This window comes from Arthrobacter sp. BB-1 (assembly GCF_006151685.1).
Lineage (GTDB): Bacteria > Actinomycetota > Actinomycetes > Actinomycetales > Micrococcaceae > Arthrobacter.
The window spans coordinates 1-25,441 of the sequence record NZ_VDEV01000043.1 but is presented as its reverse complement, the minus strand read 5'-3'; the positions used below and the strand labels follow the sequence as shown (position 1 = coordinate 25,441).

Below are 25,441 nucleotides of genomic sequence, written 5' to 3'. Positions count from 1 at the left end.
GATCACTTTCCCGAAGTCGAGCTCGCTTGGATATGAAGCTTGAAGACGGCCGAGACGAGCGCGCTGCGTGACGGTGCGTCGAACTCGGTGACCTTCTTATCCAGCCAAGCGATCTGCAGCCCGTCGAGGCGCAGCTGGATCTGAATGCCAGCCTCGCCCCGTTTTCGCGGTGCACGGCGGGGCATGCCGGAGCTGGTCAGCATTGTTTCGGGAGTGAACTCCCTGGCGATCTGATTGTCGTCGACGGCTTCGAAGGCATCAATCAACAGGTCCGCGTACGTGGTCCGTTCCTGGTGGACGGCATCCTTGACCTGGGCCAGGAGCGCCGGAGGCAAGTACACTCCGACGTTTCGCAGCGCTCCTGGAACCAGCTCGGAGGCTTTGGTTGCGTTAGCCGCCTTCTTGCCACCAGGCTGATGTCGCGTGGCCTTTGGGGCCTTGACGGCTGTAGGCGCGGGCTCCTCCTGCTCTCCGGCCCCCTCAAGGGGTGTCTCCTCAACAGGTACCTGCTCAGCTGGCATCCTATCCGCTTGCGCTTGCTCAACAGGTACCTGTGCGGGGTCGGGTGCTTTTGCCGGCTGCACCTGGACAAGCTCGGACGCAGCTGCCTCCACGGACTTTCCGGTTTTGGGTTCTGGTGCAGGAGTGCCCCTCCCCCGCTTCGGAGCCAGCAACCCTTGGAGTGCTGCACCGCGGGCAGGCGCTACGGGTGCGAAAGCCCCCGCAAGGCTCTGTCGGCCGCTCATGCTTCGTTTCCGCTTTCGATCTCGTTTAGTCGGGCGAGGATCTCGCCGGTCAGCTGCTCGTACTCTTCAGCGAGTCCCCCGGCATTTCGCGAGAAGAAGCCGTCCGTCGGCTTCTCCCCCGCCCGAAGCGCCTTCAGGCGGTTCTTCTGAGCGTCGGTAACGGCACCTTCAAGTTCGTGGAAGAGCAGGCCCTTTTTCCGCGCATCGGCGCTTGCGCTCTCGAGGTTCCTTATGCGGGTTGCGAAGACCGGGGCGACGGTGCCGAGCATTTCTTCCAAGGTGTCTCGGACGCTGCGTTCCAAGCGCATGGAGCGCGGTCCTACACCGAACAAGACGATGCCTGCCAACTGCAGGGACGGGTTCCGGTCACGTACAGCCATGAAGCGGCGCGCAATGCGTTCGACACCGTCGATGCTCGCATCGTCGGACCGGGTAGGAATGACGACTGCACTGGAGATCGCGAAGGCACCTTCTACGAGGATCCGCTCCCCCGGCGGGGTGTCGATCAGGATCAAGTCGTACTCGTCTGCCAACGGGGCCAGGACGGCGTAGAGCATGTCGCCGAAGTCGCCGGCGCCGGAGCGGCTGGAGCGGGACACCATTAGGCCTTGGATATCTTCGAGGTCCTGGCCGCCCGGGATTACGTCAAGGTTTTCCCGAACGTCGCGCAGGATCATCGGTGGCGTGCCGGCGATCAGGGCCTGAAAGAATTCCTTCCCTGTCTGCCGCTCGTATCCGAGGTCGCGGGCCAGATCGCCCTGTGGGTCAAGGTCGATCAGCAGCACACGGGAGCCGGCCAGCGCCACGTACCCGCCAACGTTGGCTGCAGTGGTCGTCTTACCGACTCCGCCTTTGCCGTTCGCCAGAGAGACGACACGGTCAAGGGCCCGTGTCTCTTGGGGTTTCGGGGGTACTGGGATTTCCAGTGATCGTGCCATTGGCCGACGACTCTCCTACTTGATGGGGTACGTGTAGTCCTGATGTCGACGCTATCTGGGTTCCTCTAGAAATGCTGGCAATGACACGCGTAAGAGGAATAACAGTTCGTAAAGCAGGGCCCTACACGGTGCACCACGTGGTGGACATGGCTAGTTATCATGCCGGTTTGTCCACGTGCTCTCAAACAATGTTTGTCACTGGGACTTCAATGTGCCCTCCCACAGTGGTTACGGCGGAGATGCACGTAGAAACTCCCATTGTCTTCCGCATGGTTATTTGCGTTGATTTTCACGCAGGACGAGCGGCTAGTAGCCACCCTTGAGGACTCGCATGGCTACCTATGGGGCGATTAGTGGGTCATCTTGTTTGGACAGAGGCTTGGCGTCTAGTTGATCAAAAGGCAGGAGTACCAATCATAGCTCCGGCTCGTCTTTGAATTGGTCGTCAAACAGGATGTATGGCATTGGTTATGGCATGAACGGTTATCGACTCCGAAACGGACTGCATAACTTGTGGCGCAACAAAGGAGCATGGCTGGCGCCTACGAGGGCCTTCAATCGTGCTAGTTGGGCGCCTGCCCAGAGGCGGCAAATTAACACAGTCGGGCTATTCGGCGATGGCCGGGTTTGGCAAGCAGCCCGAGAGAGTGCGGTTAGGTTTGCCCCCGGACCAAAGGCCCAGCCTGGCCGCTCGAGGGCTTGGGATCAGCCCTTCTGGTGTGTGGCAGCGGGGCAGAACTTCGTTCAGATGCACGTCCTGGCTGGCCCAACTCGATCCGAACTTTGTGCCCACGCCGAACTGGAATCGGGCTAAGCCTTTAGTTGATATATGCGTTCTCTCGACGCGGGGGGATCTGGCGCGGTGTTCTCAGGGCGGGACTGCTCACGACTAGGCACAATCCGATCCGGGTTGTCGACTGCAACGGCTGGCCAAGGGGTGCTTTCCCCATTGGCTCCGCATCAACAGCCGTGGATAAACCCGATGCGACGCCAATCATGGACAGAACCGGCACGCTGTAGGTGGCGGGAGCCCGTGGTTCCCATGTAACTTGTCCTAGGACTGCAAGGGTCATAAACGACCGTTTTTGATGTGTGCCTCGGCGAGCCTCCGCAAACCTGTGGATATGTTCGTTAGGTGGCGGCATTTTTTGGCCGTTAGTTGGCGCAGGAGGTGTAGGGCATTAGAGCCGTCGGTGAAGGTCTTCCAGTGCCCAGGTAAGGATCTGCAGGTCGAAAGAGGTCCAGTTCGCAAAGCCGGTGGACGTAGGCGTCAAAGTTGAATTTGTCTGCGTTCCCGCCATTCGCCCAGTACTGAAGCCACAGGTCTTCAAACCAGTCGGGGTCCTGCTGCAACAGTATTTGAGCTGCGATTCTAGGGTCGTTCATGGGTATCTCAGTTCCATGGCCCTGCGACGGGTGTGATCAGTGGCTAGTGTGCGCCGTCCCGCTGCTGAAGACACTTTGACCATCCCAGATCAAGAAAACGGATACAACCCCCGATGTACCGCATCAATTTCTAGCCCGTTGTGTGGTCATTGCCGCGCATGCGCATGGCGACCACTAGGCCGGAGGCTGCGGTGAGTGCAGCGACGGCGGCGATAGCTGCGGGAATCCCATACAGGTCTGCGAGAAGACCTGACAGGAGTGCCCCTACGGCGAAGCCGCCGTCACGCCAGAGGCGGTAGATCCCGACGGAGCGGGCGCGCCATGTGGGGTGGGCGACGTCGCCGATGGCGGCGAGGAGGGCGGGGTAGACCATGGCCGTTCCGATCCCGAGGAGGACTGCGGCGATGAGCCAGGGCCCGAAACTGTGGGAGGCGGCGACTATTGCGAGTCCCGCGGCTTGGACGGTCATGCCGGCCACGATGAACCATTTGCGGCCCCACCGGTCGGAGGCGGCGCCGGTGAAGAGTTGCCCGGCGCCCCAGACCGCGGGGTAAACGGCGGCCAGGATCCCTACCTGGTTCAGGTTTAGCCCGGAGCTGACGAAGAGGACCGGAAAGAGGCCCCAGGCGAGGCCGTCGTTGAGGTTGTTCACCAGTCCTGCCTGGCTGGCGGCGGAGAGCGAGCGGTCTTTGAAGCTGGTGAGGGTAAAGACCTGTCCCGTGGTGAGGCCGGCGTCGGCACTGCTGTGTGCACTTACGTGCTGGGAGGCTTCCGTCTTGGCATGCTGGTGGGTCTCGCGAATGGTCAGGACTGACAGGCCTAACCCGAGGGCGATGTAGGCGGCACCGAGGAGGAACGGGCCGGGCCGGAGCCCATATGTAGAGGCGATGTACCCGGTCGCCAGGGCAGTGACGGCGACGCCGAGGTAGCCGGCTGCTTCGTTCAGGCCCATGGCGAGGCCGCGTTGCTTCGGGCCGGTCAGGTCCATTTTCATGATCACGGCCGTGGACCAGGTCAGGCCTTGGCTGACACCGAGGAACACGTTCGCCGCGACGATCCACCCCCAGGAAGGGCCGAAGATGAGCATGAGCGGGACGGGGATCGCTGCCAGCCACCCCGAAATGAGGACGGGTTTGCGGCCGTACCGGTCAGAGAGTGTCCCCGCGAAGTAGTTTGTTGCGGCCTTGGACAGGCCGAAAGCGAGGATGTAGGTCAGCGCACTGGTGTACAGGTCCAGGTGGAAAACCTGCCCTGCCAGCAGCGGAAGCACGGTGCGCTCCTGGCCCAGCGTCCCGCCCACCAGGGCGTTCACTGCCACCAGCAGCATGAACTGCGCCAGATTCTGTCGCAGGCCCAGAGCGACAGCGCCGGCGTTCGGGGTCCTTCCCGCCTTTGTTCTGGCCATCCTGAGTGCTCGCTTTCGTGCCGGGGACATAAAGGTGCCCGGACGCGTGGGGGAACGCGTCCGGGCGGTCTTAGGGGTTACTTTGCTGAGACGGCGTTCTGTCGCGTCTGCTGGAAGGCGTCCCAGGCGGAGTAGCTGCCGTCGAGTTCGACGACGTCGTACCCGGCCCGGCGGAGGGCGCTGGCTGCCACCGAGTTCCGGACGCCCGACTGGCAGTACGTCACGATGGTTCCGTCCGTGGGGAGCTTGTCCAAGTGCCACATGACCCGGCCGCCGCTGAGCTGGTACGAGCCGGGGATGTTCCCGGCGATGTGTTCGCTGCGGTTGCGGACGTCCAGGACCATGGCGGCGTCAAAGCCCTGCAGTTCCTCTGGCTGGATCAGCTTCGGGTTGGTCATGGGGAACCCTTCGATGCTGGTGACGTAGCCGGCGACGTTGTCGATGCCGACCCGTACCAGGTGGTCCCACATGTCCATGGCCTGTTCCTGGTCTGCTGCGAGCAGTACCAGCGGGTTCTTGTCGGTCTCGGGGTTCACGACCCAGGCGCCGTAGCTGGCAACGGACTTGCCTGCCGGCACGTTCAGGGAACGGGCTACCGTGCCTTCGTGGACTTCGCTGTTGGGACGGGTGTCGATGAACGTGACTTTGTCCGCCGCCAGGTCCTTTGCGACGTCAGCGGTGTCCAGTTCCTTGAGCGGAGCGCGTTCTCCCATGACGGCGGGGCCTTCACGGTTTTCGCGCTTCATCCGGCCGAAGTAGGCGTGGGCATCGGGCTGGCCGTCGAGGAGCTCATCGATGAAGCCCTGCTCGTCGTTGGCGGCGAGGTAGGGGCCCCACCAGGAGTAGAGCCGCTCGTAACCTACGGTGGAGGACGGGATGGCACCCAGGGCCTTGCCGCAGGCGCTGCCGGCGCCGTGGGCCGGGTGGACCTGCACGTAGTCCGGCAGGGTCAGGAACTTGTCCCGCAGGCTGGCGAACAGCTGCTTGGCACCTTCGAAGCGGGTGTCGATGCCGCCGGCTGCCTCGTCCAGCAGGTCCGGGCGGCCCAGGTCGCCGGAGAAGACGAAGTCACCTGAGAGCAGGTAGCCGGGCTGGTCGCTGAAGGCGCCGTCGGTGACCAGGAAGGACAGGTGCTCGGGGGTGTGCCCGGGGGTGTGCACGGCCTGGATGCTGATGTTGCCGATGGTGATCTTGTCGCCGTCGTAGAGGCGTTCGCCGTCGAATTCGTACTGCCAGTCCGGTCCGCCCTCGCCGGAGACGTAGATCTTCGCGCCGGTGGCAGCGGCGAGTTCGCGCGTGCCGGAGAGGTAGTCGGCGTGGATGTGGGTTTCGGTAACGGCGATGATCTTCATGCCGTTCTTTTCAGCCAGTTCCTGGTAGACGGCGATGTCGCGGCGGCCGTCCACAACAACGGCGGTGCCGTTGGCCTGGCAGCCGATCAGGTAGCTGGCCTGGGCGAGGTCTTCATCGTAAATGCGCTCGATAAGCATCTGGTGCTCTCCTTTGGTTGAAAGGGGTTTGGGGGCTTGTTCTGAATCCAGTATAGATACCCCCGGGGGTATCGTGCAAGTGGACTGCGGCCTAGGCCGTTTTTCTGTGGAACAGCTTGTGCAGGAGACTGCGCAGGCCTGCCGGGGCATGGCCGGGTTGTTGCCGTGACGGGTTTTCCGGGGTGGGTTGATAGGTGACGGGGTGGCCTGCGCGGTACCACTCGGTGATCCCACCGGCCACGTTCACGGTCTGGTATCCGCGATCGGTAAGGATCCGTGCGGCCTGGCTGCTGCGTTTTCCTGACCCGCACATGAGGTAAAGCGTGCCGCCGGGCAGGTCGGCAAGCCGGGAGGGCAATTCGTTCAGGGGGATGTTCAGGCTCCCGGGGACGTGCGCGGTGGCATGCTCTTCGCGGCTCCGCACGTCCACCAGCGTGGCGCGGGGCCACACCGTGGCGAGTTCGTCTGCCGTTACAGTGCGGTACGTCTGGCCCTCTGGCATCGCATCAGGCGTTTTGGGGCCCGGCCTGGGCGCGGAGTTCATTCATGTCGACGTTCTTGACGGCCTGGATGATTTCTTCGAGGCCGGTGGCGTTGAGGGCGCCGGGCTGGGAGAAGACGAGGGTCTTGTCCTTGAAGGCCATGAGGGTGGGGATGGAGGTGATGTTCGCTGCGGCGGCGAGGGCCTGTTCTGCTTCGGTGTCTACCTTGGCGAAGGTGATGTCCGGGTGGCGTTCTGCGGCGGCGCCGTAGGTGGGTGCGAACTGGCGGCAGGGGCCGCACCATGCTGCCCAGAAGTCAACGAAGACGATCTCGCTGTTCTCCAGGGTCTGGGCGAAGCTTTTTTCGGTGACGTCGATGGTTGCCATCGTCTTTCGTGTCCTTTCGGGGGTTGTCTTGGTGTGCGTGTGCGTGCGCGCGGGGGAGGGTCAGGCGGTGGGGAGGCCGGCGCGGGTCCAGGCGATCATTCCGCCGGCCATGGTGTCCGCGGTGAAGCCGGCCCCGTTAAGGGCGTCGGCCACGCGGGCTGAGCGGTTGCCGCTGCGGCAGACTGCAATGACGGGGACGGCGGGGTCCAGTTCGGACAGGCGTGCCTGCAGCTGGCCCATGGGGATGTGCAGGGCGCCGGGGATCATGCCTTCCTCCACCTCGAAGTCCTCGCGGACATCGAGGATGCGGGCGGTAGTGCGCCGCTGGTCGGCTTCGGTGATGGTGATTTCAGCCATGGTGTTTCTCCTTCGAAGGATGGTGGGCTGGTGTTAGCGGACAGGTGCAGTTAGCGGATGGGTTCGCCGGCTGCGCGCCAGGCGCTCATGCCGCCGCGCAGGGAGTAGGCCTGGTACCCGTGGGAGGCGAGGAGCCGTGCCGCTGAGGCGGAGCGGACCCCGGAGGCGCAGACGGCGATCACGGGCTTGTTCCTGTTGATTCCCGCGGTGCTGGTCTGCAGCCGGTCCAGGGGAACGTGTTTTGCCTGGGGCGCCCGCCCGGACCGCCATTCCTGGGCGGAGCGGACATCGATCAGGGTGGCGCCGGAGGACAGGAGGTCCTTGGCTTCTGCCACCGAGACGGTTTTGTACGGTTTGCTGAATGCCTTCTTCAGAGAGCTGATGAGGCCCATGATGTTCATTCCTTCGAATAGAACCGGTTGGTGCTTGAGGGAAGGCCACGGCTGGTGACCTGCCGCTGGCCGGTCAGGCGGATGAGGGCTGGCCGTTTCGGGTGAGGTTCCGGCTGTTGCGTAGCGGGCAGGAACTGACGAAGAACCAGCAGATCCCGGCCGCAGCCACTGCCAGGGCCGCGACAACGGCGACGATGATCAGGCGCAGATCCTCCGGAGCCTGTTGGGTCAGAACGAAGGTGCCCATGGCCAGGACGAACCAGCCGAAGGCTTTGCGCAGGGCGGCTTCGGGGATGCGGCCGGCGAGTTTGGAGCCGATGAGCGAGCCAATGATGGCTGCGGCGGTCACGCTGAGGGTGAGGCCCCAGTCGAGCTGGACGGTGGTGAGGTATCCGGCGAGCCCGGCGAAGGACTTCATGGCGATGACCACCAGGGAGGTGCCCACAGCCACGGACATCGGCAGGCCGCCCAGCAGTGCCAGGGCCGGGACTACGAGGAATCCGCCGCCCGCGCCCACCAGGCCGGTGACGAGCCCGACGACGGCCCCGTCCAGCAGGACCCTGCCCAGAGGCAGTTCGTGCTTGACCGGCGCGGCGCCGTCGTCGTTCGTTTTCTTCCGGCCGCGGAGCATGGCCACGGAGGTGGCCACCATCATGATGGCGAAGGCGATGAGCAGGATCTGGCCGGGGATGTGCCCGCCGAGCAGGCCCCCGACGAACGCGCCGGCCATGCCGGCCGCGCCAAAGATCAGGCCGGTCCGCCACATCACCCTGCCCCCGCGGGCGTGGCTGATCACGCTCACCGCGGAGGTCACGCCGACGACGAACAGCGACGCAGCGATCGCTTCCTTGGCCTCGAACCCGGCCACGTAAACCAGGATCGGGACGGTCAGGATCGATCCACCGCCGCCCAGCACACCGAGCGAGAGCCCGATCACCACCGACAGGGCAAGAACCAGGAGCAGGGTGGCGGTCATTAGGCTGCGGCTTCCGTGCTCTTGTTGCTGACGGCAGGCAGGGCAAGGATGGCGCTTTCGCGGGTGGGCTCCTTGGCGGCCTTGTTCCACGGCATGGCCGAGATCGCCTGGCCCATGGCGCAGGTGTTGGTGGCTGCGGAGAAGGTCAGGCCCGTGCCGATGACCCCGGCAAGCGTCCGGATCTTCGGGGAGACGAACTTGCCGCCGGCCAGGCCCAGGACCACGAGGGATCCGGCCACGAGGCGGACCTGGCGCTCAAGATCCCAGCGGTCCTTGCCCTTGACCACGTCACCGCCGGCGGCGGCGAAGCCGGGCGCCCCGCCGGTCAGGACGTAGGCGGTGTCGATTCCGGCCTTCGCAAGGCGCTGGCGGGCCTGCTCGGCGCGCACGCCGGACTGGCAGACCAGGACCACGCGGGAACCCAGCCGGGCGGCGAGCTCGTCGGTGTGCTCGGACAAAAGCGGCAGCGGCACGTTGTAGGAGCCGCGGATGTGCATGGACTCGAACTCGGCGGCGGAGCGGACGTCGATCACCACGAGGTCCTGGTGCTCTTTGAACCAGGACTGGAGGGTCTCAGGGGCGAGTGCGGTAACAGTGGGTGCCGTGGAAGGGGAAGTCATGGTTGGCCTCTCGGAAGGGGTCGGGTGGATACCTCACCGAGTATTGCAGATACCCCCGGGGGTAGTCAAAACACCCTAGGGGGTATAGAATTGATGTAAGCCCCCGACCTTTGGAGAAACCCGTGGAACTCAATCCCTCAGAACTCACCCCAGTCATCAACCGCCTCAAGCGCGCCCAGGGCCAGCTCGCCGCTGTCACCCGCATGCTTGAAGAAGGCCGGGACTGCAAGGACGTCGTCACCCAGCTCGCCGCCGTATCCAAGGCGCTGGACCGGGCCGGGTTCGCCATCATCGCCACGGGCCTTGAACAGTGCATCGTCCAGCAGGATGCAACGATGGACAGGAAAGATCTGGAGAAGCTCTTCCTCTCCCTCGCCTAAACAGACCTGCTGTCGAGCAGCCAAGGAGAACCATGACGTACACACTCGCCACCACTGTCGACCTTCCGTGGGCCGAAGCCCTGGACCGCACCCGGGATGCCCTGTCCGCCCAGGGATTCGGAATCCTCACGGAAATCAACGTCCGCTCCACCTTCGAGACCAAGCTTGGAACTGAAGCGGCGGACGCTGTCGGTGACTACGTCATCCTCGGCGCCTGCAACCCGGCCCTGGCCAGCCGCGCCCTCGCCGCCGAACCCGAAATCGGTGCGCTGCTGCCGTGCAATGTCGTGGTGCGCCGGAACAAGGATGCAGAGATAACCACGGTGGAAGCCATCGACCCCCAGACCATGGTCCAGCTCAGCGCCTCCCCTTCAGTCAAAGAAGTGGCCGACGACGCCGGTACCCGCCTCCGGAAAGCCCTGGCCGACCTGGGCGAAACGGCGAAGTAGGGATGTCCGTGGAGACGACGGTTCCAGAGGCTGAGCAGGCAGGACCCGGCCTGCTGATCCACTCAGCCGGCCCGCTCGAGCAGGATGCCCTGGCCGGCGTGCTGCGCAGTGCCGCCAACGCCCGTGCCGCGCTCGGCCAGGGAACCGGTATCGAAGTGGTCGTTCAGGGGCCCGGCGTTAAGCTCCTCGCCAAAAATTCACCCGCCACCGAAGCCATCACCAACGCCGGACAGCTGGACGTGGGCATCCTCGCCTGCGGCAACAGCATGCGCTCGGCAGGCATGGACGACAAAGACCTCGCCCCGGGCGTCGGCACGGTGCCCGCAGCCATCGCCCACCTGGCCCGGCGCCAATGGGACGGCTGGGCCTACGCCAGGCTGTAGCGCAGGCCCCTGACGTCCGCGCGCCTTGGGGGCGGACAAGGCGTGGTAGCCTGCCACCAAATGTACAAACATTACTCATGGGTGATGGTGACCGCCCTGTCCGCCCCCGCACTGCTGCTGTTGAGCGCCTGCTCCGGCGGCGGATCCGGCGTCGGCGCCCAGCGGGTGGAGGTGGGGGAGCCGCTGACACGGGCGGTGTCCAGCCCCGGAAGGGAAGATTACTTTCCCGGGTTCCGCCCCGTTAGCAGCGTGTCCGTGGACAGCGCTCCCAAGGGCAGCGGCTCGGCCTTCACCGGCTCCGTCTTTCCCGCCGGCGGCAGGGAGAACTTGAGCTTCTACGGCTTCAACTCCTCCGGCACCCGGTGGAGGATCGACACGAACCCCTCCTGCGTGGGGACCGTACTGACCTCTGTGAACGGCGAACCCTCCATTGTCATCCTTGATTCGGACGCGCGTACGGACGGGAAGGGACCCGTCAGCGTCACGGTGGCAACGGCATTCGCCGTTGATGACGGTGAAAAACTTTGGGGTCCCACAGAAGTGCCAGGTCCCTCCACCGGCGGCCTGATCTTCGCCAACACCCCCAAAGGACTCACCGCCGAGAAAGCCCCCGGCACAGTCCTGGATGCCGATACCGGTGCAGTGGTTGACCTCAACGCCCAGACGGGAACAGCGCTGTACGAGCATCACGGCACCGTTCTGATCGGCGACGGTCCGGCACTGTCCGCCATCGACGCCGGCACCGGCCAGGTGCTGTGGGACTCCAGCGACCTTCGCCGGCCGCCCGGGGCGGACCCGGAAGCGCAGACGCTGTTCCGCGGAAGCTATGGCCCCTCGAGCGGCGGCGTGGTGGTTCTTGAGTGGACGGCGGGCGGAGGTTCCAGCGTTCCGGTGGTGTACGACCTGCAGACCGGGAAGGAACTGGCCCAGGCATCCGGGACGCCGGCGGGCATCGCCCGGGTTGATGCAGCAACCGGAACGGTGCTGTTCACGGCACGGCAGCCAAGCGGTGACCACGTTCTCCAGGCCGTGCGCCCCGAGGCGGGCTTGCTCTGGAGCAAAGCCGCCAAGGATGCCGAAGTCCTCGCCGCCGGGCACGGAGCGGTGTATGCGCGGCTTAACGGCACGTCGGCCAAGATGGATCTTGAATCCGGAGCGATCCTCGACTCCGGGGAGTTTGTCCTTCCCGAGGCCGTACTCGCCGATGGCTCAGCCCTCTTTCCCACCCGCGAAAGCAGCACCGGATATGTGCTCGCGGAACCCGAACCATGAGCACGCCCTGACTCAGTGCTGCACGTAGCCGCCCGCTGGTCCGGCACGCGGCCACGCAGCATCCGTCCGATGAGACTCGTTGGATGGTGCGTGACCCGCGCAGCCGGCTCAGGCGAACAGGCCTTCGCCGATGAAACCGCCTTCGCGGCACCCCGGGGGAATGGCAAAAACAGCCGACCCGACCGGCGTCGTCCACTGGTTGAGCATGTCCATCTCATCCAGCCGCCGCTGGATAGGGATGAACTGCCTCTCGACATCGGCCTGGTAGGACACGAAGATCAGCCCTGAATCCGAGATTCCCCCGCTGCCGGGAGCGGCGTCGTAGTTGTAGGCCCGCCGGAAGATGCGTTGGGAACCGTCCTCGGGCCGTGCCCTGCGCAGGTGCGACACGTCCGAGATCACCGGGAAGCCGAGCTTGGAAACAGCAGCGAAGTCCGGCTCGTCGTGTTCCTGCGTCCCGGTCAGCGGTGCTCCGTTGGAGAGCCGGCGGCCCATGGATTCCTCGCGGGCTACGCGGTCCACCTCGTCCCATTTGTCCAGATTCATGGCTATCCGGCGGATGACCACCGACGTGCCGTTCTCCGTCCATGCGGGAATGTCCCCGCCGCCCCAAACCACGCGCTCGTGCTCTGCGCTGTCCGGGGCGGGGTTCGTGGTCCCGTCCACCTGTCCGAAGAGGTTCCGCATGGTGGTTCCCGGCTTTTCGCTTCCGTAGGAACGCCGGAAACCGGTCTGTATCCAGCGGACGGTGGCGAAGCTCCGGCTGTCTTTGAGGAGCATCCGTTGGGCATGCGCAACGGTCACCGGATCGTCCGCGCAGATCTGCAGCAGCAAATCACCGTCAGAAAATCCCGGTTGCAGCCGGTCCACGGTGAAGGCCGGCAGGGGCTGCAGCCAGGCAGGGGACCGTGCCGGGTCCACTGCCGCGACCAGCCCGGGCCCAAAGCCGAATGTCACCGTCAGCAGGGCGGGCACCTGGGCGAGCTCGGCCTCGCTGTCAGCCAGCGCCGGTCTTCCCGCCGTGAGGTTCGCGGCGTCGTCGCTGAGGAGCCGAAGCAGCGCCCGGATCCCGGCGCGCGTCGTTCCCGGCCGCAAGTCCAGGGCGACAAACACCCCGTGGGCTTGGGCCGCCGTCGTAATTCCTGCCTGGCGGGTCCCGTAAAAGGGGACGGTTCCGCCGCCGTGGACAGTATCGGCAGGCTGGGCGGCTGGCGTCCCGTCCTGCGGGGCTGCCCCGGCGAGCTGGGCGCCGGCCGCGGCCAGCGCGCCAAGCCCTGCCGCGGCGCCGCCGAAAAGCAGCCCGCGGCGGGGCAGCTTGGCCCGGACGTCCTGTTCCGTACTCTCCACGGACTGGCCCGCGGGGTGCTGGTTCCCGGTCATCACTTGGAGGTGGGCATCGCGCCGGCACTGCTTTCGGCAGTGCCCGAGGGCTGGCCGTGGGACATCCCGGCGCCTTCCCCGACGTAGTTCTCGTTGGCGCCGCTGAAATCCTTCGCCAGCGCTGTGAATTCGAAGCTTCCGCCTCCGGCCAGCTCCAGCGTGAATGTCACCTCGGCGCCGGGAGTGACGGGTCCGGGCAGGCCCATCAGCATGAGATGGTTGGCGCCCGGCTCCAGGCGCAGTTCGCCGCCGGCGGGGATGACGAAGCCGCCCTCCTTTGCCTGCATTTGCATGGCCCCGGTGGGGGCTGTGACGGTTTCGTGCAGTTCAACCGTCCGGGCTGCGGGGGAGGAGGCGCCGGTGATGGTGATGTCAGCGCCGGAGGTGTTGGTGATGACGCCGAATCCGCCGGTCATGCCGGAAGTGGCGGCTTTGACCCATGGCTGGCTGACCGCCAGCGCGTCCGTGGCGGTGGAGTCCACAACGGCTGACGCGGCCGGTGTCTGGGTTGAGGCCGCGGGGGCGCAGCCGGTGAGTGCCAGGGCTGCTGCGGCGAGAAGGGAAAGGGCGGGGTATACGGGGTTTTTGGACATGGAGGTGCTCCTGAAAGTGGCAGGCGGGCCGTCGCGGGCCGGCCTGGAAAGTTTTATTCGTTGGGGGACTGTGCGTTGCGCTTGATGCGCCGGAGGCCTGCGAACACCAGGTAGATGCCGAGGCCTGCGGCTGCGGCGGTTCCTGCGGCCGGCAGCCAGCCCGGCATACCGTTTCCTGTGCCGGCAGGGGCTTCTGTTGCGTTGCCGGCAGTGGGGGCGGCGGCGGAGACTGTGGGTGCAGCTGCGGACGGATCGCCGACGCTGAACCCGAAGCCGCCGCTGATCGGGTGGCCGTCGGCGGAGACCACCCGCCAGGTGACCTGGTATGCCCCGTCGGGGAGTTCCGGGAGTGCCTGGGTCAGCGTTTCGCGGCTGAGGACCGCGGGGCCGTCAACCCAGTTCCTGCCGGTGTCATCGATCACTCGGACCTCGTGGCCGAGTGCAAGCAGCGGTGAACTGAATGCCAGGGTGATGCCGGCCGGTGTGTCCGCCAGGTGGTCATCGGGAGCCGGGCTGGAGGAGATCAGCTGGTCGTGGGCGAAAGCCGCCGGTGCTGCTGGGAGGCTGGCGGCAACGCAGAGCAAAAGGAGGGCGACCAGTGAAGCCCCCAAACCAGGGATCCGCCATGTTTTCAAGGGATGTCTTGTCATGACTGCTTCCTGCCCCGGCGCTGGCCTCTGGGCAAGCCGGGGCATATCGGGTGGAAGGCGCGGTGCGCCTAGGACACGATCGGAAGCAGGGGCGGCCCCCGGTGCCGCATCACCAGCAGTGGCGCGCCGAGATTGGGCAGCGGCCTGACGGGCCGGTTGGCGGGCAGGCCTGCCCGCGCCGGAGGCACCGGCAAGGGCGGGAAAAGCGGGAGGTAAGCGCTCACGCGCAGCCGCGCGGCCTGCACCAGCTGGACGACGGCGGCCTCACCGTGGCGCAGGACGGCTACGGTCAGAAGGGCAGCCACGGAGTGCCAAACCCACATCAGGGGCGAGGAATGGTCCGCAGCGGAAGGCAGCACGGTGCCGCCGGCCAGATCCAGGGTGGACGAATGGCCCGGGTGGCCGCCAGCGGGAGCGCCGGGCCTGGGAGGATCTGCTGAACCGCTGAACAGCATGTGGAAGAGTCCCTGGCTGAGGGCAACCCCGGCCGAGAGACGCCACAGGGACAAACCGCGCCCCGTGAGGGCGGTACAGGCCAGGCCGGACAGCGCAAGGGCAAGCAGGAGCAGGAGGGGCTCGGGGGAGCTTCCCCCGGCCATGAAGTGTGACACGGCGGCGACGGAGGTAGCGGCGACGGCGCCGGTCCAGCCGCGGATAAGGCGCAGGGCACGTGGTGTCACTCTGGCCTCCTCGCCTGACAGGTCTATTTTCCTTGATGGCGCAACTTGGGTCTCCCCGCATTCTTTCACATACCTCCCGGGGTATAAAAATCCCGGGTGCGGCCGGAACCTGCTGGGTTGAGCCCGGGGTGTTGGAAAGCTGCATGCAGTAACGTCGATATGCCAGCAGCTTTGTGGAATCAACCGTCGGGAGCGGTGTGAAGGATCAGCAGGGACAAGCGTCCGCATTAGTTGCGGAGGGCGGCGCCGCTGGGCGGGCAGGTGGCGGCCCGCTGTGGAAAACCGTCAGCGCCGACCTTCTGCAGGAGGTCCTTGCCGGGGAATTCGCAGATGGCTTCCCTGGCGAACTGGAACTGGCCCAGCGGTACGGGGTAAGCCGGGGCACGATCCGGGCTGCGCTGAAGCCCCTGCGCGACGCCGGGCACATCACCGCCCACCCCGGGCGGAAGCCGACGGTGGTGGCCGGCAGGAGCACGGCCTACGGGCCGATCTACAGTGTCCTTGCCTCCATCCGTGAGTCCGGCATGAAGCACGCCAGCGTGGTCCTGGAACAGCACCTGGTGACCAACCCGGAGGCGGCGGCAAAGCTTTCCCTTCCTCCGGAGGCCGAGCTGTTCCACCTCTCCCGGATCCGGCTTGCCGATGACGAACCGATCGGCCTGGACCAGGTCTGGCTGCCCGCGGCCACCGCAGGGAAGTTACTTGAGGCCGACTTCCGTGACGCGTCCCTGTACGGGGAGCTCGACCGGCGTTGCGGCGTGGTCCTCGACGGCGGCACGGAGCAGCTCACGGCGGTACTCGCAAGCCCCGCCCAGGCGCTCCTGCTCCGGTGTGCGGAAGGCTCGCCGCTGTTGTTGATCGAGCGGACCGGCTGCCACCGGGCCCGTGACCTCGAGTTCCGGCGCAGCTATGTCCTGGGCGACCGCGTGACCATGGCAACTGCCTTCGGCTGCAAGGCAAACCCGCCCCGGCGGGACTAAGGCGAAACCTGCTTTACCCCATCCGCCGCCGCCACTGCGGTCTTGCTGCGCGGCAGCGGGCAGCGGTCCTCAGAGGTTGCCCTCTTAACGAACGCCCACAGCAGCAGGGCAATGGACAAAGCCGCCAGCAGCGGCTGGATCGGCTCGAAGTACTGCATGGCCCCGGAGGTGCCCAGCGCCAGGAGCACCAGCTTGTTGCAGACCGGGCACCCGACCGCGAAAAAGGAAACGATGGCCCCTGCCGCCCCGAATTTCCCTTTACGGCCCTCCTCCTCGCCCTCTTCACCAGAGGAAGCTGGGTCGCGGGAAACATAGGTGGCCAGTAGCAGTCCTGTCAGGACGGCAGTGACAGCCAGGACTGGGAAGGACCACCAGGTGGGCGGCACCTCGCGGCTGAACAGGGGAGTGTCGATGAGGTCGGTGGGTACTGCCACCACCACGTATGTGGCCACCGCGGCGACGGCTGCGGTCTGCCAGCGCCGGCCGGGCCATTGGGCCAGGGCTGACTTCAAAGACTCACGGGGGCTCATTGGTTCTCCTTGTTCATGGCTGCCTCTGATTCCGCCTCTGCGTCGGTGCTGGCGGGTCGGCCGTTGCGCTGGCTTTTGAAGTACAGGGCGGCAGTGACCGCCAGTATGGCCGCGGCCAGCAGCGCGAAGACGGTGTTCGGAACACCGGAAGCTGCTCCGCTGACGGTGGATTCGAGCTGGAATTGGTCGGTGACGGTGAGAACTCCACCGAGCCCGGCAGTGCCGTCGGTGACCAGCAACAGGACCCCGATGCCGATGGAGAGAACGCCGGAGATGATCATGACCCAGGAGTTGGACCACCGGCCGATGGTTACCGGCGGTGGCCGCAACCAGCGGCGGCCCGAAATGCCGAGCCTGTCCCACAGCAGGGCCAGCGCAAACAGGGGCAGTGCCATCCCGAGCGCGTAGACCGCCAGGAGGATTCCCCCGTACAGGGCGTTACCGCCCACTGCCGCCACGGTCAGGATGGACCCCAGAATGGGTCCGGTGCATACCCCGGCGATGCCATAGACAGCGCCGAGGGCGAAGACCGAAAGGCGGGAGGATCCTGCCTGGGCGTTGTTCCGGAGTATGGACGGCATCCGGATTCCGGCGATCTGGGCGAGGCCCAGTACGATCACGAGTCCGGCGCCTGAGGCGACCAGGATGCCGCGGTGCTGGGTTACGAGAGATCCGAGCGTGCCGGCAAACACGCCCAGAGGCACCAGCGTGGACAGCAGGCCTAGGTAGAAGAGGGCGGTCCGCGCGACGAGCCGGGTTCTGGTGGAGAATGCGTAGGCGAAGAAGGCCGGCAGTAAAAGCGCCGAGCAGGGGCTCAACAGGGTGAGGATGCCTCCCAGGAAGGCGCCCGCGTATCCGATGACCATTACCTGGATTCAGCCTTTTTGAGCGCAGCTTCAATGGCCTTTTCGAAGGTCGCCAGGGGCTGCGCACCGACCAGGGGCGTGTCATTGACCAGGAATGTGGGTGTTCCGGTGGCCCCCAGGGATGCCGCTTCCTGGGCATCTCTTGAAACGGCCTGCTGCAATTCCTCGGAGTCCAGGTCCGCTTCGAACTGTGTCATGTCCGGAACGCCGGACTCTTGTGCGATCTGCACCAGACGCTCCCGCGAGAGATCGGCATGTCCCCGTTCGGGGGCGATGGCGAAAGCTGCCTTGTTGAACTCCCAGAACTTGCCTTGGTTCCCGGCTGCGCGGCCGGCGACAGCAGCCATGGTGGACTGCTCGCCGAACACCGGCAGGTCACGCCATTCAACCCGCAACTCACCACTCTTGACGTATTTTTCCACCAGGGGCGGCAGGGTATCGCGGGAGAAAAGCCCGCAGAAAGGGCAGCGGTAGTCTGCGTACTCCACCAGCACCACCGGGGCGTCCACCGGGCCAAGTGCTGTCGGGTCGTCCGCTGTCCTGCGGGACATATCCAGCGGCGCGCTCTCGGAACCCGCGGATTCCCGGGGCGCCGCTTCGGTGCCGGCACCCTGGGATATCCCTCCCTGATACGCGAAAATCCCAACCAGCAGGATCAGGACTGCCACCCCGAGGGCGGAAATCGCTATGGTCCAGGGTCGGTTGCGGGAAGTGCCGGTGGTAGGCGATGGCATGCTGGCTCCTCAGAATGGCCAAAAAATCCTAAATGTTTATACATTTTTTTGTTGACGGTGCGTGGTCCGGACGTCGGCGTGTAAAGCCTGGGTCCGAACGGGGCGCCTGCTGCGCATTGCGGAGGTTTCGCTCTGTGGTCAGGCGCTGTGAGTCCGCGGTGCCTGCCTGCGTGGCCAGGCACCGCGGACGTCAGGAATTAGGCGTTCACGCGGTAGTAGGAAGGGCCTGAACCCACATTGACGCTGAAGACGACGGTCTGGTTGCCGTTCCATCCACTGTGGATGGCTTTCCCGTCACCGAGGTAGACCGCATTGTGCGAGAAGCCCATTCCACCGTCGGCATAGTAGATAAAGTCACCGGGTTCCGGCGTCGATACCGGCGTGGCGTAGGCCATCAAGGACTCCGGCGATTCATCGCCAACCCCCGGGATCCCGGCCGACCGCAGGGCTACTTCCCCCAGCACCGTGCAGTCCTGGATGGCGCCCATCTGGGCTTGGGCCGCGGCCAGAATCACCCCGTTGAGTGAAGACGGCGCCCCCTGCCCGCCACCGACGCTCGCCGGCGCCAGGGCCGTCGGCTGGTACGCCACCGGGGCGGATGCTGCGGTCGTGCTCGGAACGGGAACAGGCGCCTGTCCCGGGGCGGGGGTGGCCGCTGTCCCGGAGAGCGTTATGACGTCCCCCGGATAGATGATCGAATCCAAGTGAAGTCCGTTCAGCGAGAGAATCTCTTCCAGGGAGATTCCGTGCAGCGCTCCTATCTGGCCCAGGGTGTCCCCGGCGACCACGGTGTGGACTGAGGCCCCCTGGGCCGGAGCCTGGCCGGGAAGTCCTGCCGGGGAGGAGCTGGTGCTGGAACCGGTTCCCCCCTGCGGGTCGGAGGCTGTGGCTCCCGCGTGGGCCGGGACTGCCATGCTCAGCACGAGTCCGGATCCCACGGCGACGAGGGCGGCCTGGCGGCCGACTGCTCCTCCATGGCTGGCGACGCTCCGTGAAAGGGCGGACAGGGTGCTGCTGGAGGCGGCCCTGTGGCGGGCGTTTTTCTTTGACATTGCTTTAACCTCTCCCGATACCTGCGAGGTGAGCTGTCGGATGCGGGTGGGAGTCACCCGGCCGCCGGACATAAACGCCGGCGGCTTAACCCCAAGGACTCAATTTCGAATCCGTATTTTTGGTTCCCCCGCCCCTGCCGGAGACTGTGATGTATGGGCCTTGGCAGGCGGCAGGGTTCGGTAACAAGCCAAGGGTGCAGCGCCTGGCGGGCGGCACGGGCCCAAATCTACACGGAAAATCACAAATGTATAAACATTTGCGCCTGGGAACTTTTGACCGGCAGTAGACGTACCGCGGGTCCTTGCGGCCTCATGCGCGCGGGCTGGCCGATGCGGGGCAAGACGCTCGGCTGGCGTGTGACCGCGGGTGTTCAAAAGCCCGAGGCCTGGCCGCGACCGGGCCGCCTTGCGGTACCCGCGAATTTCATTCTCCGAGGACTACAATACCCCAGAGGGTATATTGGATTCGGCGCGGTGCGCTGGAGTACGCCAGGAGGACAGGCATGGACAAGGAGTCGGCGGAAGGCTTGAGACCTGAGGGAGGTCCGGGGTATGGCCTGGGCGTTCTTTCCGGCGAGCCCGGGAGGGGGAACCAGCGGCTCCAGCGTCGAGTCATTCCTGTCCTGGTCGGTGGGCAGATTCTCGGTGGCATCGGCATGGGCGCCACGTTGTCCCTGGGTTCTCTCCTGGCCGCGCAGCTCTCCGGGTCCAACGCCTGGTCCGGTATGGCCGCCACAATGAGTACCCTGGGCGCCGCCCTCGCCGCCGTTCCGTTGGCCCGGCTGGCGAGAGCCCGCGGCCGCCGGATCTCGCTGTCCTTGGGTGCGCTGATTGCGGGCACTGGCGCCGTAACGGCCATCACGTCCGCGGCCGTGGGTCTCTTCCCTTTGTTGCTGCTGGGCCTGATGTTCCTTGGTGCAGGTTCCGCGGTAAATCTGCAGGCCCGTTTCGCCGCCACTGACCTTTCCCTGCCCGGGTCCGGGGGCCGGGACCTCTCCATAGTGGTGTGGTCCACGACGATCGGCGCTGTCCTGGGTCCGAACCTCTTCGATCCGGGAGAGAGCGTCGGCGCCGCCCTTGGCCTGCCCCCGCTGACAGGGGCTTTTGCCTTTTCCGTCGCCGCCCAGCTTGCAGCAGCCGTCGTCTATGCGACGGGCCTGCGGCCGGACCCCCTCCTGACCGCGATGTCCGCACGGGTGCCGGACCCTGCCTCGCCCCGCCCTCAGGGCGGCTTGCGGATTCTGCACACCACCCCCCGCGCCCGGTATGCGGTAGCGGCAGTCGCCCTCAGCCACACCACGATGGTGGCGCTCATGTCCATGACCCCTGTGCATCTGCGCGATCATGGGGCCAGCCTCACCGTGGTGGGACTGACCATCAGTCTGCACATTGCAGGCATGTACGCGCTGTCCCCCGTTTTCGGCTGGATGTCGGACAAGGTCGGGCGGCTGCGCACCATTCTTGTGGGTCAGGGAATGCTGCTGGTTTCGCTGGTATTGGCCGGCGTCGCCGCCGACTCCCGCAGCGCCGTGACCGTGAGCCTGATTCTGCTGGGGCTCGGCTGGTCCGCGTCCGTGGTCGGAGGGTCGGCCCTGGTCGCTGAGTCGGCGCAGCTGCAGGACCGGCCCGCACTCCAGGGCATCTCGGACCTGACCATGAACGCCGCCGGAGCCACGGGCGGGGCTTTGGCCGGCCCCGTGCTGGCGGCCGCCGGGTATTCGGGTCTAGGGTTCATCTCCCTGGCCCTGGTAGCCATCGTCATCATCTGGTCCGCCCTGCAGTCACGGCAGTCCACCCTGAACCAGGAGCAGCCATGACGGCAAACACACAGCACAGGAAGAGCGGCCGCCTGCGGCAGTTTCCGAAGGTGCTTGCCAACTGGTCGCGGCAGCGGGTGACGGTGACAGTCATCGCGGCCGGTGCCTCCGCCGTCTTCCTGATGGCCGCTACGGGCATGATGTTCGGCGCCGGAACCGGCTGGGCGGGCTACGCCCTGGTCGGCGCGGGGTCGCTCCTGGCCGGCTTCCTGGCAGGCAGTTATACCGGCGCGCCAATCGGTGCGGCGCCTACCCTTTGTGATCTGCGGTGGCCTGTTATAGGCCTGTTCGGCCCGATCTGGGCTGGTTCGCCCAGGGATGCCCTGCCTTCGGTCCAGGGCATGGTCGGCTTGCTGGCACTGGCCGTGATGGCCTGGGCCCTGCACGCTCGGCTGGAACTTGAGCGCAAAGTTACCTTGGCCCGCGGATCACAGGATTCCGACGTCGATGTCTGCACTGATTGTCGCCCGCTGTTTCCCTCCAGGCAGCCGCCGCACTAAACAGGTGGGAAGCGGGAAGGTATGGACCCGATCGTCCAGCCGGTAACTCAGTATGGTGTGCCGGGGCGACTGGCACGACCCCCGAGGCCCAGCCACCCATGCGCGCCGGGTCAGGTGGGTGATAGCTGCGGGCACGGTGCCAACGTCCGGGGCGAAATCATTGTCTCAATGCCTGCTGCGCGCATGCTGATGCCGCAGGCGGGGATGCAGAGAAGCTTCTCCGGCAACGGTGGCTTCAGCGTTTGGGCCAATAGTCCGGGTTGTAGTTGCTGTTGTAGCGAGAGTTAGCAGCGTCCAGTGCGCCGGTGGAATCCTCGGGATGCAGCACGGGCTTTTCACTCGGTTCGGTTTCGAGACCTCTTGGCTTTTCCTGCGGCATTCTTGCTACCTACTAACAATGGCATTGCGGCTCGTTAGCCCTTTCAACGCACACAGTACTCCGCGATCTGCGGGTTCCCCTGGACTCCTATGCCGAAGGCCGCGCCGAATCACCCCGACAAAGCTAAAGGGACATGTCATGGGCCTTGTAAGAAGCCCCCGGCTAGGCGTGTGAACCGCAGCGATATGTGGCGTTGTTCTGTCTCCAATCAATGGTGGGATTCTTTCAAGTAGCCCGCGGCGCACGTCTACGGCGCCTTTGATGAGAGAAATCAGACAAGTCAAGTGTGAAGAAGCCAGTTCAATGCCTCCTGCCGCGATGTAAAGAATCGCGTTGGACAAGGCAGTGTCTGCCGTTCGATGGTGAAGTTGGCGATGATGCGGTCAACCGGGCTTGAGCCCAGCAAGGCGATCCGCTTGGCTGCACAGGGATTTGGAAGGCAGACTTGGCCTGACGGGTAACGGCTTTTGTAGTCCCCATGTCCACCAGCATCGGATATTCGAACTCGCCGGAAATCTCATTCACTGTTGTCATGGCCGAATGGACGTCATCGCTTTCCAGAACGATCCCAGGTTTCCATACGAGGCTAATGATCCCGTCGGCCCCGAGCTGCACCGTGCCCTTGCCGCCGTCTATAACAACGGGTTCCATTTTTGTTCCCCCAAGAATGCTTGAGCCGTTAAGCGTTATGCCTCAAAACTACCGCGCAGGTAGCGTCACTTGGCCGGACGCCAGAGCCGTGCCCCAGGAAGTAGTAACGGGCCCGGTGAGACTAGTCCAGACGAGCTTGGAAGGCTTGGAGGTGGTTCTCTGACCCGGCAAGCAGACGCTGGAGGGCAGGTACGACCATTGGATCGGTGGTGGACTTCAGGTGCTCGTTCAGATCCGCGATGTCCTGTTCCTCAATTGCCGTACCCGCCTGATAGGCCTCAATAAGACTCGAGGAACCCTGCTGGATGAACTGGTTGTACATCTGTTGGACCCTTTGATCCTTAAAAGTGCCCGGTACGCCGGTCCTGGGATCCGCGATTCCCTTTGCATTGAGCACCAGCAGCAGCTCCTGCTGGTGCTGTACCTCGCTGTCCCGGATATTCTCAAAAATCCGAACGTCCCACATCCGGGCGAATTGCTGATAAACGTCGTGGGCCAGCTTCTCCTCTTCAATGAGATATTGAAGCATGGCTGTCAGCTCCGCCGCCCCGGCCGTGGTCGAAGTAGGGGAGGAGTCCCGTGTAACGGCTGCGCTTCCACCCGCCGTTGTGCTTGACTGCGGCGAGCCTGCCGTGGTCTGGGCCGTCGTCGGGTCCGCTTGCGGGGACGGGTTGCAGGCGGATAAGCCCGCAGGGAGCAGAACGATGACCGAAATTGCTGCAAGTACCTTGAGTGACCGCATCTGTGTGTCCACCTTGTGCTGAACGTTTTGTCTAGAGGCAGAGACGGCTCGAAATGGGCCGCCTCTGGAGAGGTTCGATTCAGCGGCGTCCGTCGCCCTTCAGCGGAAATTTCCGCTCGGCTTGACCGCTTCCACGGGGTTGTGGAGGCAGCCGTATTCGAAGGAACACTCGGAAGGCCCAACTGAACAGCCGGAACAGCGCCCATCAAATCCTCCGACGAGTGACTGCATAACAACTCTATGAAGCACCCCAAGCGCCCAAACAGGGCCATAGGTCACGGCAGTCATCCAGTCACCGATGACCCCGGATGACGCACCGGCCGACAGGCTGGGTTTTACCCTCTCAAGCACCTGCGCTCCTTGGTCAGAAGACCAACGGAACCGGAGAAGGAATCCTTGAGCTGGCTGTGCGGCGTGTGCCTAGGCAACTAGATCAACACGATCTGCAGCTATAGCTCGCCAACGTGGGATTACTCCCCGCCTGCGTCTCAATAAACAAAAGCTTTCTGAGACAGGTGAGCCAGTCCGTGAGCCGTTGAAGGAAATGGCGGAGTTCCGGGACGCGGTTTGTCTTGGAAACATGTCTTACCGTGAACCGTCTCTGCACTGCCTCCTCTACTAGTTTTTGAGGCAGAATGGTCCGGTGAGACATCTTGGGTACACGCGGGTCAGCACCAGAAGCCAGGATGCGAAGTTGCAGGTCGACGCCCTGGTGAAGTCAGGTGTACAAAAGCGCGACATTTTCGCTGATGTCACCTCTGGCAGCCGGACGGCCATTTCGCGCCCCGGGATGAAAAAGCTCTTGGAGTACGCCGAGCCCGGGGACACTGTCGTCGTGTGGAGGGTCGACCGGCTCGGGCGGTCCCTGATCGATGTGCTGAACACGGTGAAGCTGCTGAGGGAGCGGGACGTGCAGGTGAAAAGCATCTCGGACGGCATCGACCCGTCCACGACATCGGGCCGCCTGATGTTGAACATGCTTGCCACCCTGGCCGAGTACGAACGCGAACTGATCACCGAACGGGTCAACGCCGGCATCACAGCCGCCCGGAAAGGTGGCACTCGCTTCGGACGTCCACTCTCGGACCCGGTAGTCGTCGCCGACAAGCTGACCCTCGTCGCGGAAGCCCGGGCGAAAGGGCGCACCGCGGAAGACGCGGCGAAGCTTGTCGGGTGGAGCCGCGCCACGTTATACCGCCACCAGCAAGCCCACGCGGCCCGCGACACCGCTCCTATATAAGGGCTCTTCACGGTTCGTGGGGAAATGGATCCCTGAAATGAGCGTCATGCCGCCGTCCGGACGGCACTTCTCAAGAGAATAACCGATTTGTAGTTATCTGCATTGCGGTAGCCGCGGGCAGTTCGCTTGATGTTCTTGATCGTGGTGTTGTTGGCTTCAACCTTGCCTGTCGTGGCTTGAGTTGGGCGTACTGGCGCTCGATGACGTTGCGGCCCTTGTGGGCGGCCGCGTCGAGGCCCCCGGGCCGCCCACCGTGGGAGCCCCGGCGTTTCCGGTGGCCCTGTTGGTCCGCCGGCTCGGGGATCACGGTCTTGATGCCACGAGTGCGCAGATGGGTGCGGATCGCCCGTGATGAGTACGCCTTGTCGCCCAGGACCGCGTCCGGGCGGGTGCGGGGCCGACCTGCCGGCCGGGTCACACGCAGCTGTTCCAGCAGCGGCAGCAGCATGGGCGAGTCTCCTGCTTGGCCAGGGGTGATCAGGCTGACCAGTGGCAGCCCTGCACCGTCGACGAGCTGATGGATCTTCGTGCTCAGCCCGCCGCGAGAACGTCCGATGCCGTGATCGGCCGGCTCTTCACGCGGATTCTTGTAGTTCGATCCATTCCCCTGTGTGGCGGGTGGTGTTCGTGGCGTGCTGATGTGCCCGGGCGATCGTGGAGTCCACCGCCACCGACCAGTCGATCAGGCCTTCCGCGTCCGCGGCGGCGGTCAGTGTTGCCAGCACCGTGTCCCAGGTGCCTTCTTCAGCCATGCGTCGATGCCAGGTCCACACGGTCTGCCACGGACCAAAGACCTTGGGCAGATCGCGCCAGGCGATCCCGCACCGGTACCGGTAGATGATGGCCTCAACCATCATCCGCGCATCCGAGAACGGCCTGCCCTGCCGGCCCGTGCGAGTAGGCAGCATCGGGGCGATCAGCTCCCACTGAGCATCAGAGAGGATGTGGAACCGGGACATGCCTTCCAAGGTGCCAGTGGGCCCC

Annotated in this window: 30 protein-coding genes, 1 pseudogene and 1 riboswitch; of the genes and pseudogenes, 8 read left to right on the top strand and 23 right to left on the bottom strand. The window is 65.0% G+C overall.

Annotated elements, in window-relative coordinates; genetic code table 11:
- Positions 1-2 precede the first annotated feature (2 nt).
- The 10 genes from FHJ30_RS21815 to FHJ30_RS20345 form a co-directional block, all read right to left on the bottom strand.
- On the bottom strand, positions 3-335 hold the full coding sequence (locus FHJ30_RS21815; RefSeq protein WP_240793783.1) for a hypothetical protein: 333 nt from the start codon (positions 333-335) through the stop codon (positions 3-5).
- Positions 336-742: 407 nt separating this feature from the next.
- Positions 743-1,684 (bottom strand): ParA family protein, encoded by a 942-nt coding sequence (locus FHJ30_RS20390; protein ID WP_139031076.1) that lies wholly within the window; start codon positions 1,682-1,684, stop codon positions 743-745.
- A gap of 1,516 nt (positions 1,685-3,200) precedes the next feature.
- Positions 3,201-4,475 (bottom strand): MFS transporter, encoded by a 1,275-nt coding sequence (locus tag FHJ30_RS20380; RefSeq protein ID WP_139031075.1) that lies wholly within the window; start codon positions 4,473-4,475, stop codon positions 3,201-3,203.
- A gap of 77 nt (positions 4,476-4,552) precedes the next feature.
- Positions 4,553-5,965: a rhodanese-like domain-containing protein gene (locus tag FHJ30_RS20375; protein ID WP_139031074.1), complete on the bottom strand. Its 1,413-nt coding sequence runs from the start codon at positions 5,963-5,965 to the stop codon at positions 4,553-4,555.
- Positions 5,966-6,056: 91 nt separating this feature from the next.
- Complete coding sequence (locus FHJ30_RS20370) at positions 6,057-6,467, bottom strand: rhodanese-like domain-containing protein (protein WP_240793782.1); 411 nt, start codon at positions 6,465-6,467, stop codon at positions 6,057-6,059.
- Between the two features lie 4 nt (positions 6,468-6,471).
- Positions 6,472-6,834, bottom strand: coding sequence for a co-chaperone YbbN (locus FHJ30_RS20365; protein WP_139031072.1), 363 nt, complete (start codon positions 6,832-6,834; stop codon positions 6,472-6,474).
- Between the two features lie 60 nt (positions 6,835-6,894).
- Entirely contained in the window at positions 6,895-7,191 is a 297-nt protein-coding gene (locus tag FHJ30_RS20360) for a rhodanese-like domain-containing protein (protein WP_139031071.1), read from the bottom strand.
- Positions 7,192-7,241: 50 nt separating this feature from the next.
- Positions 7,242-7,583 carry a rhodanese-like domain-containing protein gene (locus tag FHJ30_RS20355; protein ID WP_139031070.1) on the bottom strand — a complete coding sequence of 114 codons (342 nt, stop codon included), beginning with the start codon at positions 7,581-7,583 and terminating at the stop codon, positions 7,242-7,244.
- A 73-nt stretch (positions 7,584-7,656) separates the two neighbouring features.
- Positions 7,657-8,559 carry a sulfite exporter TauE/SafE family protein gene (locus tag FHJ30_RS20350; protein ID WP_139031069.1) on the bottom strand — a complete coding sequence of 301 codons (903 nt, stop codon included), beginning with the start codon at positions 8,557-8,559 and terminating at the stop codon, positions 7,657-7,659.
- Positions 8,559-9,179 carry a rhodanese-like domain-containing protein gene (locus FHJ30_RS20345; RefSeq protein ID WP_139031068.1) on the bottom strand — a complete coding sequence of 207 codons (621 nt, stop codon included), beginning with the start codon at positions 9,177-9,179 and terminating at the stop codon, positions 8,559-8,561. The genes FHJ30_RS20350 and FHJ30_RS20345 overlap by 1 nt, the downstream gene beginning before the upstream one ends.
- Positions 9,180-9,301: 122 nt before the next feature.
- Here FHJ30_RS20345 and FHJ30_RS20340 point away from each other — a divergent pair, with 122 nt between their 5' ends.
- The 4 genes from FHJ30_RS20340 to FHJ30_RS20325 are packed head-to-tail and all read left to right on the top strand — an operon-like array spanning position 9,302 to position 11,663.
- Positions 9,302-9,559 (top strand): metal-sensitive transcriptional regulator, encoded by a 258-nt coding sequence (locus tag FHJ30_RS20340; protein ID WP_139031067.1) that lies wholly within the window; start codon positions 9,302-9,304, stop codon positions 9,557-9,559.
- 32 nt (positions 9,560-9,591) lie between these two features.
- Positions 9,592-10,008, top strand: coding sequence for a DUF302 domain-containing protein (locus FHJ30_RS20335; RefSeq protein WP_139031066.1), 417 nt, complete (start codon positions 9,592-9,594; stop codon positions 10,006-10,008).
- Positions 10,009-10,010: 2 nt separating this feature from the next.
- Positions 10,011-10,391, top strand: a complete 381-nt coding sequence (locus FHJ30_RS20330) for a DsrE family protein (protein WP_139031065.1) — start codon at positions 10,011-10,013, stop codon at positions 10,389-10,391.
- Between the two features lie 60 nt (positions 10,392-10,451).
- A complete protein-coding gene (locus FHJ30_RS20325) occupies positions 10,452-11,663 on the top strand; it encodes a hypothetical protein (RefSeq protein ID WP_139031064.1) in 1,212 nt (403 codons plus the stop codon).
- A gap of 108 nt (positions 11,664-11,771) precedes the next feature.
- Here FHJ30_RS20325 and FHJ30_RS20320 read toward each other — a convergent pair whose 3' ends face one another.
- From FHJ30_RS20320 to FHJ30_RS20305, 4 genes are all read right to left on the bottom strand, one after another.
- On the bottom strand, positions 11,772-13,043 hold the full coding sequence (locus FHJ30_RS20320) for a Dyp-type peroxidase (protein WP_139031063.1): 1,272 nt from the start codon (positions 13,041-13,043) through the stop codon (positions 11,772-11,774).
- Positions 13,043-13,636, bottom strand: a complete 594-nt coding sequence (locus FHJ30_RS20315; RefSeq protein WP_139031062.1) for a copper chaperone PCu(A)C — start codon at positions 13,634-13,636, stop codon at positions 13,043-13,045. Before FHJ30_RS20315 ends, FHJ30_RS20320 begins: the two co-directional genes overlap by 1 nt.
- Before the next feature lie 53 nt (positions 13,637-13,689).
- A complete protein-coding gene (locus FHJ30_RS20310) occupies positions 13,690-14,286 on the bottom strand; it encodes a copper resistance CopC family protein (RefSeq protein WP_171059151.1) in 597 nt (198 codons plus the stop codon).
- 68 nt (positions 14,287-14,354) lie between these two features.
- A complete protein-coding gene (locus tag FHJ30_RS20305) occupies positions 14,355-14,966 on the bottom strand; it encodes a hypothetical protein (protein WP_139031060.1) in 612 nt (203 codons plus the stop codon).
- A 197-nt stretch (positions 14,967-15,163) separates the two neighbouring features.
- On the opposite strand from FHJ30_RS20305, the gene FHJ30_RS20300 reads away from it, so the two are divergent.
- Positions 15,164-15,946: a GntR family transcriptional regulator gene (locus FHJ30_RS20300; RefSeq protein WP_240793781.1), complete on the top strand. Its 783-nt coding sequence runs from the start codon at positions 15,164-15,166 to the stop codon at positions 15,944-15,946.
- Here the strand turns inward: FHJ30_RS20300 and FHJ30_RS20295 are convergent.
- From FHJ30_RS20295 to FHJ30_RS20280, 4 genes are all read right to left on the bottom strand, one after another.
- Positions 15,943-16,476 carry a hypothetical protein gene (locus tag FHJ30_RS20295; protein ID WP_139031059.1) on the bottom strand — a complete coding sequence of 178 codons (534 nt, stop codon included), beginning with the start codon at positions 16,474-16,476 and terminating at the stop codon, positions 15,943-15,945. The two genes, FHJ30_RS20300 and FHJ30_RS20295, sit on opposite strands and share 4 nt — an antisense overlap.
- Positions 16,473-17,342, bottom strand: coding sequence for a cytochrome c biogenesis CcdA family protein (locus FHJ30_RS20290; RefSeq protein ID WP_139031058.1), 870 nt, complete (start codon positions 17,340-17,342; stop codon positions 16,473-16,475). The genes FHJ30_RS20295 and FHJ30_RS20290 overlap by 4 nt, the downstream gene beginning before the upstream one ends.
- The gene (locus tag FHJ30_RS20285; RefSeq protein WP_139031057.1) at positions 17,342-18,076 is read right to left on the bottom strand and encodes a thioredoxin domain-containing protein; all 735 of its coding nucleotides are present in this window, start codon (positions 18,074-18,076) and stop codon (positions 17,342-17,344) included. Before FHJ30_RS20285 ends, FHJ30_RS20290 begins: the two co-directional genes overlap by 1 nt.
- A 197-nt stretch (positions 18,077-18,273) precedes the next feature.
- Positions 18,274-19,128, bottom strand: a complete 855-nt coding sequence (locus tag FHJ30_RS20280; RefSeq protein ID WP_171059150.1) for a LysM peptidoglycan-binding domain-containing protein — start codon at positions 19,126-19,128, stop codon at positions 18,274-18,276.
- A gap of 4 nt (positions 19,129-19,132) precedes the next feature.
- A riboswitch (cyclic di-AMP (ydaO/yuaA leader) is annotated at positions 19,133-19,304 on the bottom strand.
- Positions 19,305-19,631: 327 nt separating this feature from the next.
- Between FHJ30_RS20280 and FHJ30_RS20275 the strand changes: the two genes are divergently transcribed.
- Together FHJ30_RS20275 and FHJ30_RS20270 are read left to right on the top strand one after the other, a co-directional pair.
- Entirely contained in the window at positions 19,632-20,945 is a 1,314-nt protein-coding gene (locus FHJ30_RS20275; protein ID WP_139031055.1) for an MFS transporter, read from the top strand.
- Positions 20,942-21,445 (top strand): hypothetical protein, encoded by a 504-nt coding sequence (locus tag FHJ30_RS20270; RefSeq protein ID WP_139031054.1) that lies wholly within the window; start codon positions 20,942-20,944, stop codon positions 21,443-21,445. The genes FHJ30_RS20275 and FHJ30_RS20270 overlap by 4 nt, the downstream gene beginning before the upstream one ends.
- A 235-nt stretch (positions 21,446-21,680) precedes the next feature.
- Here the strand turns inward: FHJ30_RS20270 and FHJ30_RS21470 are convergent, their stop codons facing one another.
- From FHJ30_RS21470 to FHJ30_RS20260, 3 genes are all read right to left on the bottom strand, one after another.
- On the bottom strand, positions 21,681-21,824 hold the full coding sequence (locus FHJ30_RS21470) for a hypothetical protein (protein WP_171059149.1): 144 nt from the start codon (positions 21,822-21,824) through the stop codon (positions 21,681-21,683).
- A gap of 300 nt (positions 21,825-22,124) precedes the next feature.
- Complete coding sequence (locus FHJ30_RS20265; protein ID WP_306669399.1) at positions 22,125-22,475, bottom strand: hypothetical protein; 351 nt, start codon at positions 22,473-22,475, stop codon at positions 22,125-22,127.
- A 121-nt stretch (positions 22,476-22,596) separates the two neighbouring features.
- Positions 22,597-23,217, bottom strand: coding sequence for a DUF2202 domain-containing protein (locus FHJ30_RS20260; RefSeq protein WP_139031053.1), 621 nt, complete (start codon positions 23,215-23,217; stop codon positions 22,597-22,599).
- Between the two features lie 643 nt (positions 23,218-23,860).
- Here FHJ30_RS20260 and FHJ30_RS20255 point away from each other — a divergent pair.
- Positions 23,861-24,457: a recombinase family protein gene (locus FHJ30_RS20255; RefSeq protein ID WP_139031052.1), complete on the top strand. Its 597-nt coding sequence runs from the start codon at positions 23,861-23,863 to the stop codon at positions 24,455-24,457.
- A gap of 44 nt (positions 24,458-24,501) precedes the next feature.
- Here FHJ30_RS20255 and FHJ30_RS21810 read toward each other — a convergent pair whose 3' ends face one another.
- Positions 24,502-24,597 carry a hypothetical protein gene (locus FHJ30_RS21810; protein ID WP_373683164.1) on the bottom strand — a complete coding sequence of 32 codons (96 nt, stop codon included), beginning with the start codon at positions 24,595-24,597 and terminating at the stop codon, positions 24,502-24,504.
- A 35-nt stretch (positions 24,598-24,632) separates the two neighbouring features.
- Positions 24,633-25,416, bottom strand: a pseudogene (locus FHJ30_RS20245) (IS5 family transposase); the annotation flags it as partial.
- Between the last annotated feature and the right edge of the window lie 25 nt (positions 25,417-25,441).